General features: G+C 68.0%; 20 protein-coding genes. 14 read left to right on the forward strand and 6 right to left on the reverse strand.

Annotated features, from left to right (window positions below; all coding sequences use genetic code 11):
- Positions 1-5: 5 nt before the first annotated feature.
- Positions 6-1,022 carry an LCP family protein gene (locus TX88_RS00685; RefSeq protein WP_244438460.1) on the forward strand — a complete coding sequence of 339 codons (1,017 nt, stop codon included), beginning with the start codon at positions 6-8 and terminating at the stop codon, positions 1,020-1,022.
- Between the two features lie 149 nt (positions 1,023-1,171).
- Positions 1,172-1,720: a ferritin gene (locus TX88_RS00690; protein WP_044513887.1), complete on the forward strand. Its 549-nt coding sequence runs from the start codon at positions 1,172-1,174 to the stop codon at positions 1,718-1,720.
- 3 nt (positions 1,721-1,723) lie between these two features.
- Here TX88_RS00690 and TX88_RS00695 read toward each other — a convergent pair whose 3' ends face one another.
- The 3 genes from TX88_RS00695 to TX88_RS00705 are packed head-to-tail and all read right to left on the reverse strand — an operon-like array spanning position 1,724 to position 4,066.
- The gene (locus TX88_RS00695; RefSeq protein WP_044513889.1) at positions 1,724-2,596 is read right to left on the reverse strand and encodes a glycerophosphodiester phosphodiesterase; all 873 of its coding nucleotides are present in this window, start codon (positions 2,594-2,596) and stop codon (positions 1,724-1,726) included.
- Between the two features lie 5 nt (positions 2,597-2,601).
- Entirely contained in the window at positions 2,602-3,684 is a 1,083-nt protein-coding gene (locus TX88_RS00700; RefSeq protein WP_044513891.1) for a DUF4328 domain-containing protein, read from the reverse strand.
- Between the two features lie 40 nt (positions 3,685-3,724).
- A complete protein-coding gene (locus TX88_RS00705; protein WP_044513892.1) occupies positions 3,725-4,066 on the reverse strand; it encodes a rhodanese-like domain-containing protein in 342 nt (113 codons plus the stop codon).
- A gap of 433 nt (positions 4,067-4,499) precedes the next feature.
- Here TX88_RS00705 and TX88_RS34470 point away from each other — a divergent pair, with 433 nt between their 5' ends.
- The 4 genes from TX88_RS34470 (at position 4,500) to TX88_RS00720 (ending at position 7,471) form a co-directional block, all read left to right on the forward strand.
- A complete protein-coding gene (locus tag TX88_RS34470) occupies positions 4,500-4,658 on the forward strand; it encodes a hypothetical protein (protein WP_167333285.1) in 159 nt (52 codons plus the stop codon).
- 146 nt (positions 4,659-4,804) lie between these two features.
- Entirely contained in the window at positions 4,805-5,428 is a 624-nt protein-coding gene (locus TX88_RS00710) for a superoxide dismutase (RefSeq protein WP_003883955.1), read from the forward strand.
- Between the two features lie 208 nt (positions 5,429-5,636).
- Positions 5,637-6,173 (forward strand): hypothetical protein, encoded by a 537-nt coding sequence (locus TX88_RS00715; protein WP_044513899.1) that lies wholly within the window; start codon positions 5,637-5,639, stop codon positions 6,171-6,173.
- Between the two features lie 899 nt (positions 6,174-7,072).
- A complete protein-coding gene (locus TX88_RS00720; RefSeq protein ID WP_044518958.1) occupies positions 7,073-7,471 on the forward strand; it encodes a secretion protein EspR in 399 nt (132 codons plus the stop codon).
- A gap of 82 nt (positions 7,472-7,553) precedes the next feature.
- On the opposite strand, the gene TX88_RS00725 is transcribed toward TX88_RS00720, so the two are convergent.
- From TX88_RS00725 to TX88_RS34805, 3 genes are read right to left on the reverse strand one after another with little or no spacing between them, the layout of a single operon-like run.
- Positions 7,554-8,678 carry a hypothetical protein gene (locus TX88_RS00725; protein WP_044513901.1) on the reverse strand — a complete coding sequence of 375 codons (1,125 nt, stop codon included), beginning with the start codon at positions 8,676-8,678 and terminating at the stop codon, positions 7,554-7,556.
- Positions 8,675-9,166: an ImmA/IrrE family metallo-endopeptidase gene (locus TX88_RS00730; RefSeq protein WP_029109019.1), complete on the reverse strand. Its 492-nt coding sequence runs from the start codon at positions 9,164-9,166 to the stop codon at positions 8,675-8,677. The genes TX88_RS00725 and TX88_RS00730 overlap by 4 nt, the downstream gene beginning before the upstream one ends.
- A 37-nt stretch (positions 9,167-9,203) precedes the next feature.
- Complete coding sequence (locus TX88_RS34805; RefSeq protein ID WP_244438305.1) at positions 9,204-10,466, reverse strand: hypothetical protein; 1,263 nt, start codon at positions 10,464-10,466, stop codon at positions 9,204-9,206.
- A 211-nt stretch (positions 10,467-10,677) separates the two neighbouring features.
- Between TX88_RS34805 and TX88_RS00740 the strand changes: the two genes are divergently transcribed.
- From TX88_RS00740 to rraA, 8 genes are all read left to right on the forward strand, one after another.
- On the forward strand, positions 10,678-11,334 hold the full coding sequence (locus TX88_RS00740) for a DUF6474 family protein (protein WP_044513907.1): 657 nt from the start codon (positions 10,678-10,680) through the stop codon (positions 11,332-11,334).
- A gap of 10 nt (positions 11,335-11,344) precedes the next feature.
- Positions 11,345-11,869, forward strand: a complete 525-nt coding sequence (locus tag TX88_RS00745) for a hypothetical protein (protein WP_044513909.1) — start codon at positions 11,345-11,347, stop codon at positions 11,867-11,869.
- 38 nt (positions 11,870-11,907) lie between these two features.
- A complete protein-coding gene (locus TX88_RS00750; RefSeq protein ID WP_044513911.1) occupies positions 11,908-12,558 on the forward strand; it encodes a YcnI family copper-binding membrane protein in 651 nt (216 codons plus the stop codon).
- Positions 12,555-13,061, forward strand: a complete 507-nt coding sequence (locus tag TX88_RS00755; protein WP_044513912.1) for a copper resistance CopC family protein — start codon at positions 12,555-12,557, stop codon at positions 13,059-13,061. Before TX88_RS00750 ends, TX88_RS00755 begins: the two co-directional genes overlap by 4 nt.
- Positions 13,037-13,891 carry a CopD family protein gene (locus tag TX88_RS00760; protein ID WP_244438306.1) on the forward strand — a complete coding sequence of 285 codons (855 nt, stop codon included), beginning with the start codon at positions 13,037-13,039 and terminating at the stop codon, positions 13,889-13,891. The genes TX88_RS00755 and TX88_RS00760 overlap by 25 nt, the downstream gene beginning before the upstream one ends.
- Positions 13,892-13,973: 82 nt before the next feature.
- Positions 13,974-14,510 carry a hypothetical protein gene (locus TX88_RS00765; RefSeq protein WP_044513916.1) on the forward strand — a complete coding sequence of 179 codons (537 nt, stop codon included), beginning with the start codon at positions 13,974-13,976 and terminating at the stop codon, positions 14,508-14,510.
- Between the two features lie 44 nt (positions 14,511-14,554).
- Positions 14,555-15,340, forward strand: a complete 786-nt coding sequence (locus TX88_RS00770) for a MerR family transcriptional regulator (protein WP_044513918.1) — start codon at positions 14,555-14,557, stop codon at positions 15,338-15,340.
- Complete coding sequence (gene rraA, locus TX88_RS00775; RefSeq protein ID WP_044513920.1) at positions 15,337-15,816, forward strand: ribonuclease E activity regulator RraA; 480 nt, start codon at positions 15,337-15,339, stop codon at positions 15,814-15,816. The genes TX88_RS00770 and rraA overlap by 4 nt, the downstream gene beginning before the upstream one ends.
- The last annotated feature ends 34 nt before the right edge of the window (positions 15,817-15,850 follow it).

Raw genomic sequence — 15,850 nt, forward strand, 5'->3', positions numbered from 1 at the left:
CGGCGGTGGCCCGACCGCCCGCACCCACGCCGGTACGCAAGCCCCGGCGCCGTCGGCGCTGGGGCCGTCGGGTGTCGGCGATCCTCCTGGTCTCCGTATTGGCGGTTGCGCTGGCAGTGATCGGCGGCGGCTTCTGGATCGACTCGTCGCTGCACCGCATCCCGGCCCTCGCCGACTACCCCGAGCGCCCCGCCGCGGCGCAGGGCACCACCTGGCTGCTGGTGGGCTCGGACAGCCGCCAGAACCTCAGCCCCGAGCAGCAGGCCGATCTCGCCACCGGCGGGGACATCGGCAACGGGCGGACCGACACCATCCTGTTGGTGCACATCCCCGGGATCGGTTCGGGCAACCCGCCCACCATGGTGTCGATACCCCGCGATTCCTACCTGCCGATTCCCGGCTACGGCGAGGACAAGGTCAACGCGGCGTTCTCCCTGGGCGGTGCGCCGCTGCTGGCCCAGACCGTCGAGCAGGCGACCGGCCTGCACCTCGACCACTACGCCGAGATCGGTTTCGACGGTTTCGCCGCACTCGTCGACGCCGTCGGCGGGGTGACGATGTGCCCGGCCGAGCCGATCAGCGACCCGCTGGCCGGGATCGACCTACCGGCGGGCTGCCAGGAACTCGACGGTCGCAGTGCCCTGGGCTACGTCCGGACCCGCGCCACGCCGCGCGCAGACCTGGACCGGATGATCCACCAGCGGGCGTTCATGTCCGCCCTGCTGCAGCGGGCCACCAGCCCGGAGGTGCTGCTCAACCCGTTGCGCTGGCAGCCGATGGCCCGCGCCGCCACCAACTCGGTGGCAGTGGACGAGAACGCTCACGTCTGGGACCTCGGCCGGCTGGCCTGGGCGATGCACGGCGACGACCTGGTCACCACGACGGTGCCGATCGGCGAGTTCACCGGCAGCGATTCGGGCGCGGTGGTGGTGTGGGACAGCGACGCGGCCGGCCGCCTGTTCACCGCGCTGGCCAACGACTCGGCCGTCCCGGCGGACGTCATCGAAAAACCCGAGCCTTGAGCTTAGGCAAAGCTAAATAAGGCAACAGCAAATTCTCATCAGCAAATGTAATGCGCGCCACACCGCAGCCGGCCGACTAAGGTAAAGCTGACCTCAATGAGGTCAACCTTCGATGACAATGCGCCCTGACCTGCTATATCCTCGCGATCATGACGACGACCGGTGAACTCGACACGAAATTCCACGCACTTATCTCCGACCAGATCCGCAGCGAGTTCACCGCGGCACAGCAATACATCGCAATTGCGGTTTATTTCGACGGTGCCGACCTCCCGCAGCTCGCCAAGCACTTCTATGCGCAGGCGGTCGAAGAGCGCAACCACGCCATGATGCTGGTCCAGTACCTGCTCGATCGCGATGTCGACGTCGAGATCCCCGGGGTCGACGCGGTGTGCAACCGCTTCGATGCTCCCCGGGACGCGCTCGCACTGGCCCTCAGCCAGGAGCGCACCGTCACCGAGCAGATCAGCCGGCTTGCCAGTGTGGCCCGCGAGGAGGGCGACTACCTCGGCGAGCAGTTCATGCAGTGGTTCCTCAAGGAGCAGATCGAAGAGGTTTCGTCGATGGCGACGCTGGTGCGCATCGCCGACCGCGCCGGCGCCAACCTGTTCCACATCGAGGATTTCGTGGCCCGCGAACTCGCCGGCGGTGCCGGTCCGGACACCAGCGCTCCGAAGGCCGCCGGCGGCAATCTCTGACTCTCAGTCCCGGCCCGCACCGGTCAGGCCGTTCTGCAGCCAACTCTTGGTGCGGCCGGGATGATTCGTGGCCACCCACCCGACGCCGATGTCCCGGCAGAACTGGACATCCTCGTAGTGGTCGACGGTCCAGCAGTACAGGGCACGTCCCTGGGCGGCGGCCCGGTCGACCAGTTCGGGATGCTCACGCAGGGTCGCGATGGACGGGCCGACCGCCGTGGCCCCGACCGTGGTGGCCGCGCTGCCGCCCAGGTAGCGCGACGTCTCACCGAGTAGCACCGTCGGCAGCATCGGGGCGGCCCGGCGGATCCGCCACACCGCCGCCGCCGAGAAGGACATCACCACCGCGCGCGACAGATCGGCCGAGGCCGGCGCGGCGATGCCGTACCGGTGCAGCAGCGCCAGCACCTTGTTCTCCACCAGCGCGCCGTAGCGCACGGGATGTTTGGTCTCGATGAACAGCTTGACCGGCCGGTTCCAGTCCAGCACCAGCGAGACGAGGTCGTCGAGGGTCAGCAGCCCGGTATCCCCGATCGGGCCGGCCTCCGGATCGACACCGTCGGCATCGCCGGAACGTCCGCCGGCGTGCCATGACCCGTAATCCAGCCGGCGCAGCTCGGCCAGCGTCATCTCGCTGACCAGACCGGTGCCCGTGGAGGTGCGGTCCACCCGACGGTCGTGCACACACACCAGGTGTCCGTCACGGGTCAGCCGCACATCGCATTCCACGCCGTCGGCGCCCTCGCGCAGGGCGAGGTCGTATGCGGCAAGTGTGTGCTCGGGTTTGTCGGCGGATGCCCCCCGGTGGGCCACCACGAACGGATGCCCAGGCCCCGGGGTCGCCTGTCCAGCGCCTCCGCCGTCGCCCGTTTCCATACGGCCTATGCTGCCGGGTTCTGCCCTTGGGGCTCAACCGGAACGGCCGATTCGGCCGAATCCTCACGATTCTCCGAAGGCTCGGCCGCCTCGGGCTCGAGCACCACCCAGCGCCGGACGCTGCGCTCAGCCGTCGCCGTACCGGTGCCCTCGAACCCGGTGAACACCTTGGCGGTCAGCAGGAAGGCCGCCAACCCCAGCAGGTACCCGACGATCACGGTTACCGTGTTGTCGGCGATGTTCTGCGCAACGTCGTTGAAGAAGGTCACGTACACGGTGCTCGCCATCGTCCACGTCGCGACCACCGCGCTGAGCACCCAGACGATCCACCACACCACGATCGGGCGCCGCAGATACGAGAGGCGCCCTTCGAGGGTGGCCAGTTCCCAGACGAACACCGGCGCCATCACCAGGTTCACCCCCGGCGCCAGGCAACAGAGCCACAGGGTCGTGGTGCTGCGCGGATCCACCTCGCCGTGCTCGGCGTAAGCGGCGGCCCGACGCGCGATCAGCCAGCGCACCAGGGCCACCACCGTCATGACCACGACGCCGATCGCGACGACGCTGGCCAGCAGACCGATCACCAGGCCGCCGATGGCGATCAGCGGGTGCAGCAGCACGCTGCGGTTGATCAGCAGCAGCACATACCGGATCACATGGGCGAAGGCCGCGATCCCCAGCACCACCATGGCTGCGACGAGCATGATGCGCACCGTGGCGACGCCGGACTCTTCAGGGGTCTTCTCCGGCTGTTCATCGACGTCGAAGTACTGGTGCAGGCCCCAGCTCGGGATCGTGCGGTAGTGCGGAGTCGGCCCGAGGGAGCGGCGCCTGCGCCGCTGATGTGGCGGAGCGCCCGGGCGCAGGGCGATCCAGCGATAGCCGGGCGCGAGTTGCGGCGTGCGCGGTGCCCCCGGTGACTGTGGTGACGGTGCCGGAGACGCGGGAGACTGCGCAGCAGGTCCCCACGGTGACTGCGGCGACGACGCAGAGGGCGCCAACAACGAACCGCCGCACCGGGGACACCACGACCGCTGCCGGTCACGCACGTTCCAGCGCGTCCCGCACTGCGAACACACCTGGATCATCCGACCAGCCTAGCCACGATCTCCCGCCCGGTCCCCGCGGTCAGACGCTGCCCGGGCCACCGGCGTCGGTGATGACCGGGCGACCGGCTCCGGCCCAGGCCAGCATTCCGCCCTCGACGTTGACCGGGGTGTAGCCGTTGCGGGCCAGGTAGTTCGCCACGCGCAGAGAGCGTCCACCCGCATGGCAGATCACGTACAGCTCGGCGTCCGGGTCGATCTCGGCGATCCTCGTCGGCACATCACCCATCGGGATGTGCTGCGCGCCCGCGGCGTGACCGCGTTGCCATTCGTCGTCCTCACGGACGTCCAGCAGCACGACCGAACCCTCGAACGTGGTGGGTACCGCAGCGATATCGGCCTGCCCGACTTCCACATCGTCCATGCCCTCAATGCTCGCATGCCCGGGCCGCCGAGTGCACCCGCCCCTGATGCCTCGCTGCGGCGTTAGCAACGAGAAGCTATCCACAGTTTCCACAGGTTCATCCACAGGCCGGCACCAGCGCAAAAGCCCGCGATATGGGGATTACTGTGCGGTAGCTGTCCTTCACTGTGGATAACCCTGGGGTGTCCACGGCAGCGATCAACAACCACCACCGACGCGGAGCGAAATTAAGCACTCGGCTAAACGTGGCCACAGGCGGCTCACCCGGATCGATTGGGATCAGCCTGATTCCAGGCGCCGAGCCCGCCGCATCCACTTACGCGGAGGCCGATTTTCCACTGGCCATTACAGAGTCTATGATCAGCGTCACACCAGCTGTTGTGACAGAACTCACTGGGGGGCAAGCATTGATCGTGCAGGTCAGGAGTGTTTGATGGCGTCACATCCGATGGGATCGGGATCAGCCTTTCCGCAGCCCGAGTGGCATTCCGCCGGGCATCTGCACACCCGTAACCAGTTGATGGCCTTCCTTCGGGCCGGCGTGATCGCCCTGCTGTTGCTGGGCGTGCTCGCAGTCATCGTCTTGTTCTGACCGCCGCCTCATCGGGTATACGTGGGGTCGGCGCGCGCGTCCTTGCGGTGCGCCCTGCGATGGAGCAAGGTTGGCAGCGATCTTGACGAACTTCAGGATCGCTGAGGGCGCCTGGCTCCATCGATCGATAATGAGGAAGGAATCTCGTGGCTGAATACACTTTGCCGGACCTGGATTACGACTACGGAGCGCTGGAGCCCCACATCTCCGGGCAGATCAACGAACTCCACCACAGCAAGCACCACGCGGCCTACGTCAAGGGTGTCAACGACGCCGTCGCCAAGCTCGACGAGGCGCGGGCCAACGGTGACCACGCGGCGATCTTCCTCAACGAGAAGAACCTCGCGTTCCACCTCGGCGGCCACGTGAACCACTCGATCTGGTGGAAGAACCTGTCCCCCAACGGTGGCGACAAGCCGACCGGTGACCTCGCCGCGGCCATCGACGACCAGTTCGGCTCGTTCGACAAGTTCCAGGCGCAGTTCACCGCCGCCGCCAACGGACTTCAGGGTTCGGGCTGGGCCGTGCTCGGCTACGACAGCCTCGGCGACCGGCTGCTCACCTTCCAGCTCTACGACCAGCAGGCCAACGTGCCGCTCGGCATCATCCCGCTGCTGCAGGTCGACATGTGGGAGCACGCCTTCTACCTGCAGTACAAGAACGTCAAGGCCGACTACGTCAAGGCGTTCTGGAACGTCGTGAACTGGGAGGACGTGCAGAACCGCTACGCGGCAGCCACCTCCAAGACCAACGGCCTGATCTTCGGCTAGTTCGGCCATAGGTCCGGTTCGAGGGCCGGATCGGTTTTCTGATCTCTCACCAAGGGGCGTCGCGCACATTGCGTGACGCCCCGCCCTCGTTTCCGGGCCGTGTCGCCTTGCACCGTTCCCGCTGCTGCCTCATTCTGATGTGATCGACCCACAGACGTGTCGGAGCACCGATCCGCCGGTGCACCAACACCGATGTCCCGGAGGCGATATGGATACGACGGGGTCCGGCCGGGCGATCGAGATCGCCCCTTTTCATTCCGGCGGTGCGCTCAAAGGTTTTGTGGTCGCGGGTCGATGGCCCGAATCCACCAAGGAGTGGGCGCAGCTTCTCATGGTGACCGTCCGGGTCGCTTCACTTCCCGGATTGCTCTCCACTACAACAGTTTTCGGCGTCCGCGAGGAGTTGCCTGAGCAGCCTCTGCCCGGAACCGTCGGCCTGGTCATAGCCGAGGGGCCGGTGGTCGGCGAATCCGCGGTTCCACCCGGGTATTTCGCCGAGCATCAACCACCGGCACTGCTCATGCTGCATCCGCCCTCGGAGACGACGCCGTCACTTCCGGAGTGCACCGGCGCTGCGTCGGGTTGCGTACTGCTACCCGGGCTTCCATATCTCGGGCTGGAACACCGAGCCGCCTGGGTCGAAGCCGAATCGGACGGCACCGTGACATCGATGGTCAGCCGGGTGGGTGTCGATCCGATCAGCCACCCCGACACCGCGATCCTGGCGATGCTCCTGGCGGCATGACGCTGCCAGTCGAGGGACACCCTCTCCAATCAGGAGAATCTGGCTACCCGAAAAAGATAGGAAATGTAGCGGACTACGTCTTCAGCGGCTAGGGTCCTCAAGATCAGCGAAGGGCAACAGCCCGCAATCGTCGTGTCGACACGCTGGCGTCAGGCCCGGCCGACGGATGGCGATGCGGTGGGTGAGTGAGACCTTCGACCGTATGTAAGTGCGCCGCGCACGCGGCACATACCGGCGGTGTGTCGAAAGGTCGCCATGTCCGCAGCCGCAGGCGTCAGCGCCGGCGTCAGCAGCAGGGTCGCCGTACTCGGCTACCCGTGGCGCCCCTCAGATAGCCGTGGCACCCCGCCGCAACCGTCCCCGCCGCCATATTTGTGCCACCGTTTGTCCGGCCGCAGAGCAAACGCCCACGTGTTTCCGCCCCGCAACTCCACCTGGAATCGGCGCCAGAATCCCCTCGAGGCCGTCTGGCTATCGCACGCAAGGGGGCTGATGCACATTCCATCGCCCGACCTGTAACGTGTTCCACGTCGTTCGACAACAGCCTTGCTCGCAATCCGACGCGACGAGGGGTCCTCGCTCCAGCAAATATCTGTTTCCCCTAGTCACGGCCGCGCCCTGGTTGCCGGCCCAGAAGTTGATCATGATCGAGTGCACCTGTGAGCGCAGCTCACCGTGCCCAATACAACGCGACCGTCACCTTTTGCATTGCCAGACGGCGCAATCCCGCGCCACCTCCACGGCGAAGACCCCGGTTTCCGTGCCGGCGGCCGTCTAAACGCAAAGCCAGTTTAACTTTTGTGGCGTTTGCACTTGGTTGTCGTCACAACACTCGCTACCATAGTCAGCAAATACGCCGCCTATTCGTACCGCTCGTGAAGCATGTGGAGGTCAAATCGATGAGCAAGACGTTCGCCGCCCGCCTAAACCGCCTGTTCGATACGGTTTATCCGCCTGGGCGCGGACCCCACACGTCTGCCGAGGTGATCGCCGCACTCAAGTCCGAGGGCGTCACCATGTCGGCCCCGTACCTGTCGCAGCTCCGTTCGGGCAACCGGACGAACCCGTCGGTGGCAACCATGGCCGCACTTGCCAACTTCTTCCGGATCAAGCCGGCTTACTTCACCGATGACGAGTACTACGAGAAGCTCGACAAGGAGCTGACCTGGCTGGCCAGCATGCGTGACGAGGGGATCCGCCGGATCGCCGCCCGCACCGTCGGGCTGTCCAACGAGGCTCAGCAGGACCTGGTCCAGAAGGTCGACGAGCTGCGCCGCCGCGAGCACCTCGACGACTGATTCGTCAGACTCGTCTGGCGTCTCACCGCGCTCAAACCCACGTCAGTGGGGACCATTTCGGTGGTTCCCACTCACGCGGGTTTCAGCTGCGTGCCGCTGAGCGGTCCAAATCCCGGTACTGCTCGGCGATCGCCAGAATCCATTCCCGGTCTGAATACGATTCGGGCTGGCTGAGCCACGCCAACCCCGGGAACGCCGAATCTCGGTCATCTTCGCGGGTGTCATAGATCCACTGGGCGATGGCCCGCGCCTGATCCCGGGGTGACACCTGAGGCCGCTCGGTGTCCCCCAATTCTGTTGCGCCACTTGATCCGCGCGGACCGGCGGTTTCGTGCCGCCGCGCGTCGGCCGCGGTGGCCTCCAGATAGAGCGCGTCGGAGATCAGCGACATCCGCTCGGCGACGCGGAACACCAGCGGTCCGCGCGGCCGGACCCCGATGCCCACATCCGGCTGGCGGCGAGCCAGTTCGTTCAGCAGCGGTTTGATGGTCCGCAGTTCGTGTTGTGCACCGAACCAGTCTTCGACGCTCGGCAGCAGTGATCCGGCGGCGACGACGACCATGGCGCACCCGAGCATGGTCGCGGCGACGCCGACGCCGACGGGCTCGGTCCGCCCCGCGGCCCGGAGCAGGACGAAGCTGCTGGCAGCGACGATCAGCACCATGCCGACGGTGAACAGGAACAGCGCCCGCCCTCGCCGGCTGCGGTTGGAGTAGCGCAGGCCGGCCCAGGCCACCAGGGTCAGGGCCAGGAATACGTAGAGCAATGGCAGCAGCCACGACGTGCCGCTCGACCCGAGGTCCCGCCTGAGGTACTCCGAGGGGGACATCTCCGGTTGCCTACCGGCACGGAAGAAGATCACCAGGCTGATGACGGCCACGACACCGGCGATGCCGTACTGGATCAGTGCGATGCGCCGGGTGAGGGTGGCCGAATGACCCGAGGATGCGGTCGTGATCATCACGCAACTGCCGGCGGCACATGCGATCAGCGCGAGCTGGCTCAGGCCGACCGCGATGTTGGGCCAGTGCACCACCGTGTCGATCAGCAGGGCGAGCGGCTGCCAGTTCAGTGCGGCCACGACGCCGAGGCTGCCCAACGACAGGATCATCGCGGAGCTCACCAGGGATTGTTTGTTGACCAGTGCCCAACCGATGCGCAGGCCGGTAGCCAGGCCGAGGAGGCCGGCGATCACCCAGACGATCAACCAAATGCCTCTCCGAGGCGCACCTGCACGATCGATGACCGGTCGGAGGGCAGCCGGCCGAGGCGGTAGAGCAGGAGCGCGGCGAAGTCCTCGGCTTCCTGCTCGATGTCTTCGCCGTTGGGACCCATGCAGCCGGTCCGTTGGTTGAGCATGTAGCTGATCAGATCCGAGGTGGCCACCTCGGCGGTAGCCGCGGCCGCGTCGACGATCGAGATGCCCTCGTGGCCCAGCACCAGGTGGCCGAGCTCGTGAGCCAGGGTGCGGTCCCAGGCCGGCAGGCCCTGTTGGATGAGGAACACATCGCGGTCGGCATACTGACGCCACTGGCCGCAGACCCCGGGCGGAAGCTCGGCCATGGTCAGTTCGATCGGCCTGCCGCGGTCTGCGCTCACCGCGTCGACCAGGCGGGTCAATGTGACTTCGCCCTGTCGAGGGGCGAGGTCGAGAACCTCGTTGACAGCGCGCGTGACGCTTCGACTGGCGGACATGATCCCCCTTTCCACCCGTGATTCTCCCAGGTCGTTCCTAACGCATGAACCGACTGGCGTCGATTCGGACCGTACGGCCGGCTTTCGCCTGCCGGTAACCCACGAGCCCACCCAGACCGGTCAGTGCCATCATCCCCGTCACGCCGGGCAGGGCCATCGCCGCGATCTCCAGCGTGTTCGCGGTGCGCAGGTAGTCCGTGTAGCCGGCCCGGAAGGACGCCGGCGGGAGGCCCGCGTCCAAACCGGCGGCGGCGGGAGGCCTCGTCTGGGTCCGCATCTTGGTGTTGGGCTGTACATCTGGTCCCGACCTCGGCCCGGACTGCGGCCCATGGTCAGAGCCCGGGGCGCCCAACGGCACCGCGAGCGGCGGCACGATGACAGGCAGCACGACCACCGGAACGGCTACCGGCGCTGCCCCGGCCGCAGCGGCCAGACCGGGCGGGGGCGGCGCGGCCACGTCGTCGGCCACCTGGGCCTGCGGTGGCGGCAACAGCATCTGCGGCGGGCGCGGGAAGTTGAACGGCGCGGGCACCCCGCCGCCGACTCCGCCGCCTCCTCCTCCGACCGGGCCGCCGATGAGGGTCGTGGTGGTTTCGGTGGTCCCCGAAGAAGTGGTCCCCGAAGTCGCAGAGGTCGTTTCCGAGGTCGACTTGGTGGTCTCGGTCGTCTCCGAGGTCGACTCGGTCGTCTTCGTGGTGGTCGCGGTCGTCTCGGTCGTGCGCGAGGTGGTCGCAGTCGTTGTGGCCGTCGTCGTCGCAGACGTCGTCACCGTGGTCTCGGTCGACGACACCGCCGTGGTCGTCTCGACGGTGCCCGAAGTCGTGGGTGTCTCCGACTCGGTCGGCTTCGTGGGCGTGGCCGTGTCGGTCTTGGTCGGCGTCGCCGTGTCGGTCTTGGTGGGGGTGTCGGTCTTGGTGGGGGTGTCGGTTCCGGTTTGCGGAGGCGTCCGGGTACCGGACGGTTGCGACGGCCCGGTGGGTTCGTCGGTCTTGGTCGGTTTGCCCGTCGTCTTGGTGGGCTTGCCGCTCGTCTTGGTGGGTTTGTGGGACGTGCGGGTACCCGGCGAGCCTCCGCCGTCGTCACCTTCGCCCTGGGAGTCGCCGTCCTGACCGTGGCCTTGGCCATGGTCCTTGCCGCCGTGCCCGTCGTGCCCGTTGCCGGCATTGTTCGACGAGCCCTGACCGCTGTCGGGCCGACCCCGATCCGGATCGGCAAACGCCAACGCTCCCCCGACACCGGCGATGATCAGGCCAGTAAGCACCAGACCGGTCGAGGCGGCGACGCGCAACCGCGAACGCACGTTGTCACCACCCTTTCGCGCACCGCCCAAACGCTTCCTTGACGGATTCGATTCTTGCACAAACACGCAGTCCAAATTTGCTAGCTGAGGCGATTGACCGTCCCGATCGCGGGGAGCGGCGGCGGAGCAAATCCGCCGGACGATACTGTGGGTCTGCAGCAGTTCTGCGGTGACCACCAACACACGACGAATTGACCGGGAGGCAACCGGAATGGGCCTGTTCACGCGACGAAAAAGCCGCGCCACCCGCCGCGCCGAAGCCCGCGCCATCAAGGCCAAGGCCAAGCTGGAAGCCCGGCTCACCGCAAAGAACGAGGCTCGTCGCATCAAGTCCGATCAAAAATCCGCGCAGCGGGCCCTCAAAGCTCAGGTCAAGACGCAGCGGGACAGCGACCGCGCGGCCCTCAAGGTGGCCGAGACCGAGTTGAAAGCCGCCCGCGAGGGACGCCTGCTCGCCCCCGCCAGGATTCGCCGCCTGCTGACCGTCACACGTTTGCTGGCGCCGGTCCTCGTGCCGTTGATCTACCGCGCCGCCACGGCAGCCCGGGGTGCCCTGGACGAACGGCGCGCCGATCGCCTCGGTGTCCCGCTGGCGCAGCTCGGTCAGTTCTCCGGGCACGGCGCCGAGCTGTCCGCGCGGATCTCCGGGGCCGAGCAGACGCTCCGGCAGGTCGCCGAGAAGAAGCCGAAGGACGCCGAGACCAAGCAGTTCGTCACGGCGATCAACGAACGGCTCACCGACCTGGCCGCGGCGGTGACCGCCGCCGAGAACATGCCGACCGCACGTCGCCGCGGCGCCCACGCGGCCATCGCCGCCCAGCTCGACGGCATCGATGCCGACCTGATGGCTCGGCTGGGACTGGTCTGAGCCCGATTCGATGACCGGCGTCCGTATCGATTCCGCAGCCCCGCTGCGCGGTACGGCCGTCGGGTCCCTCACCGCCGCATTGGCCGTCGCGGCCCATGGCGTCGCCGGCGGCGCCCTGCCGGGCGGGGCGGTAGCCGCCCAACTCGTCGTCCTCGCGGTGACCCTCGGATCGGTGGCCGCGACCGTGGCCTGCGCGAACCGCACCGCGGTGTTGTGGGGGCTGCTGGGTACCGGACAGCTGCTGGCCCACATGCTCCTGGCGACGGCGGGCCACTCGCACAGCGCCCAGCCCGGCTTGATGATGTTCGGCGCGCACCTGGCAGCGGTATCGCTCGGCGCGAGCCTGATCGCCTGCGGTGCCCGGTTGTGGGCCGCGGTGTCGCGGGTGGTGCGCGCGATGGTCCGGGAGGGCCGGACCGGGCCGGTGTCGACGCTCTGCCGCATGGCACGCGGCACCGACCAGCCGCTGCAGTCGGCCCTCTTCCTGGCAGTTTCGGTGTCTCACCGGGGTCCACCGGTCGGCGTCAGAGCCTGACTGTCCCGCCCCGACCAACTCCAGAAAGACACCCAGAGATGCAACCCCTCACCGGGGCGCCCTCGCGCGCCCTGCTCACGACCGCGGCGATCGCCGTCACCGGTCTGCTCACCGCCGCACCGGCGTGGGCACATGTCCACGTCGATGCCGACAATCCGACGCCGGGATCCACCTCGGTCCTCACCTTCCGGGTCCCCGGCGAGTCCGATACCGGTGCGCTGACAACACAATTGACGGTCGATCTGCCCGACGTCGCCTCGGCCCGCACCGAGGTCATGCCGGGCTGGACCACCAAGCTCGACCGTGACACCGCCGCAGGCACGGTCCGGACGGTCACCTGGACCGCGGCACCCGGGGTGGGCATCTCACCCGAGCAGTTCGCGCTGTTCCGGGTGTCGGTCAAACTGCCCGATGCTCCGACGGCGAGCTTCCCCGTCACCCAGACCTACTCCGACGGCTCCGTGGTCCGGTGGGATCAGGCCCCGCTGCCCGACGGCGGCGAGCCCGAGCACCCCGCGCCGCAACTGACGCTGACCGGAACCCCGCCCCCACCCGAACCTGCCGAACACGGCACCGAGGCACCCCAGGCGAGCACCGTCGACAATTCGGCCCGCTGGCTGGCAGGTGGAGCGTTGATCGTCGCGGCCGCCGCGGTGGTCGCCAGCCTGCTGACCCGGCGCCGGTCATGAGCCGGCTGCTGGCCGCGGCCCTGACCGGGCTGATCCTGGCCGCCTCTGCACTGCTCGGGGCCCCGGCCGCGTCGGCGCACGCGGCCCGAGTGGCAGCGGAGCCGGCCGAGCATGCGGCGCTGCGCGCCTCCCCTCCGCGGGTGAGCGCCACCTTCAACGAGGCGCTGCAGCCGGCCTTCGCCAGCATGACCGTCGTCGGCCCGGACAACAACCTGTGGTCCGAGGGTGATCCGTCGGTCGCCGGTGCGGTGCTGAGCGTCGGGGTCCGCCCACTGGGCCCGGCCGGTACGTACACCGTGAACTACCGGGTGACCTCCGCAGACGGGCATGTGGTCTCGGGTTCCTGGTCGTTCGACCTGACCGTCGCCGGAGCGGGCACTCCTGGGCCTGCCGCCTCCTCACCGGCGCAGTCCGACGGCGGCATCGTGGTGTGGCCGTTCGTTCTGGTCGCCGTCGTACTCATCGGCGGCGGAGCCTGGTGGGCGGTCCGGCGTCAACGGTGACCGGCGCGCTGATCCGGGCGCTGGCTGACGGCGCCGCCATCGTCACGCTCGGCCTGGCCGCGGTGCCACTCCTCGAATCCGACCGCTACCGCGCCGAGTCGAGCCGGCGGGCGGCCGGGCCGCTCGCCCTGGCCGCGGCGATCTGGCTGCCGGCCGAGATCGTGCGGTTGACGGTGGAGGCGGCACAGACCGCGGGAGTCGGGTTCTGGCAGATCGGCGTGCGCACCCTGACCGACTTCGGTCTGTACACCGCCTCCGGACGCTCAGGGCTGGTCGGCATCGCGGCGGCACTCATCGTCGGTGTGGTGGCGATCCTCGTTCCGCGCGGCGCCACCACCACGTCCGCGATTGTCGGCGTCGCAGCCGTCGGGATGGCCGCCAGGACTCTGACCGGACACCTTTCGGAGAGCCCGATCGGTGGGATGGCCGTGGCGGTGCACGCACTGGCGGCGGCGGTGTGGTGCGGCGTGCTGGCGGCGCTGGTGCTGACGGTGACACATCGCGGCCAGTGGGCCAGGGTGCTGCCCCGGTTCTCACAGTTGTCGCTGTCGTGCGTGGGTGTGCTGCTGATCGCCGGTGTGGCCGGAGCCGCGATCAAGTTGAACTCGCCCGCCGAGTTGTGGGGAACCGGCTACGGCCGGCTGTTGGCGGCCAAAGTGGTCGTGACCGTGATCTTGTTGGTGCTGGCCTGGCGAAACCGGTCGCAGTGGCTGCCCGCGGCGCGGGCACACCGCAGCAGCGCCGCGTTGTCGCAGCACCGTTCGTTGGTGGAATTGGGCATGATGGCTGTTGCGGTCACCCTTGCCGCGGCTCTGGCCGTCACGGGTTGACCGCTGCGGCGCCTGGCATGATGGGAAACACTGCCGGCCCCCGCCCACCGCGGAACACCAGATACTGCAAAGGAGCAGCCAGATGGCAGAGCAGCAGGATCAACCCGCCGAGAAGCCCGAAACCGCGGCCCAGTCGGCTGCGGCCGATGCGCCGGCGGCGGGCGCGGATCCAGCTCCTCCCACTCCGGCACCGGCTCCTCCCACCCCGGCTCCCAAACCCGGCCCTCCGCCCGCCAAGAAGGCTGCTGCGAAGAAGGCGCCCGCCAAGAAGGCCGCAGCGAAGAAGGCTCCTGCCAAGGCCGCCAAGAAAGCTCCGGCGAAGAAGGCCCCGGCCAAGAAGGCTCAGCCTGCCCCGCCGAGCACCCCGGCCACCCCGCCTCCGGTCAAGGCGGCCCCCGCTCCCGTCACTCCCCTGCCTGATGTCGCGAAGGCCGCCAAAGAGGCTGCGGCCCAAGCCAAGTCGACTGTCACCTCGGCCGCCAACCCGGTGTCCGGGCCGGTGCCGGTGCCGATCAGCGAGAGTCCGTCGTCCAAGTTGCCACTCGCCGCGGCGGTGGCCGTGGGCGTTTTGGCGGTGCTGCTGGTGTTGCTCAGCCGCCGTCATTCCGACGAGAGCTGATCTGGGCTTGACCCTGACGCGACGTCAGGGTCGATAGTGGCCTCATGCACGCGAATTCAGAGGCGAGATCCGTCGGTGCGGTCGCCGAACTGACGGGTATCTCGGTGCGCACACTGCATCACTACGACCACATCGGTCTGGTGGTGCCGAGCGTGCGCAGCGCGGCCGGCTATCGGGGCTACACCGACACCGACATCGAGCGCCTGCACCTGGTGCTGGTGTACCGCTCGGTCGGCCTGTCCCTGGACGAGATCCGGTCCCTGATCGACGGCGATGCCGACGTGCTCGCCCACCTGCGACGCCAGCACAGCCTGCTCTGCGATCAGGCCGAGCAGCTTGCGCAGACCATCAAGGCAGTGGAGGAATTGATGAGCGCCCACATCAGGGGAATCCAGCTGACCGCCGAGGAGCAGGTCGAGATCTTCGGCAGTGCCGTGTACGACGAGCATGCCGACGAGGTCCGCGAGCGCTGGGGCGGCACTGACGAATGGCGGCAGTCACAGGAGCGAGCGGCCGGACTCACCAAACAGGACTGGGTCGAGATCAAGGCGGAGAACGACGCGCTGCTCGACGCCCTGGCCGACGGAAAGCGCGCCGGAATCGCGCCGGGCTCGCCACAGGCGAATGCGCTGGCCGCCCGCCATCGGGCCGGTATTTCGCGGTTCTACGACTGCAGCGACGACATGCACGTCTGCCTGGCACAGATGTATCTGGCGGATGAGCGGTTCACCCGCTACTACGACGACATCGAACCGGGCCTGGCCCAATTCGTGCACGACATCATCGTGCAAAGCATCGCCGGCCGGCCGGCTGCGATAATCGCCGGGTGAGTATCGAACCGCGCGCCACCGCTGATCTGGTCGACGAGATCTATCCCGACGTCCGTAGCTGCGATCTGCAGTTACAGAACTACGGCGGCAAGACGATGTTCGCCGGGCCGATCACCACGGTGCGCTGCTTCCAGGACAACGCACTGCTCAAGTCGATCCTGTCCACCCCGGGCAACGGCGGGGTGCTGGTGGTCGACGGCGGTGGCTCGCTGCACACCGCGCTGGTCGGCGACATCATCGCCGGGCTGGCCCATGACAACGGCTGGTCGGGCGTGGTCGTCAACGGACCGGTGCGGGACGCCGCGACGCTGCGCACCATCGACGTCGGCATCAAGGCACTGGGCACCAACCCGCGCAAGGGCACCAAGACCGGCGAGGGTGAGCGCGACGTACCCGTGGAGTTCGGCGGGGTGACCTTCGTCCCGGGCGAGATCGCCTACTGCGACGAGGACGGCATCGTCGTGGTGGCTCGGTAACACCGGACGAAAAAAGCCCCCCACTGTGGAGTGG

Source organism: Mycolicibacterium septicum DSM 44393 (assembly GCF_000455325.1).
Classification (GTDB): domain Bacteria; phylum Actinomycetota; class Actinomycetes; order Mycobacteriales; family Mycobacteriaceae; genus Mycobacterium; species Mycobacterium septicum.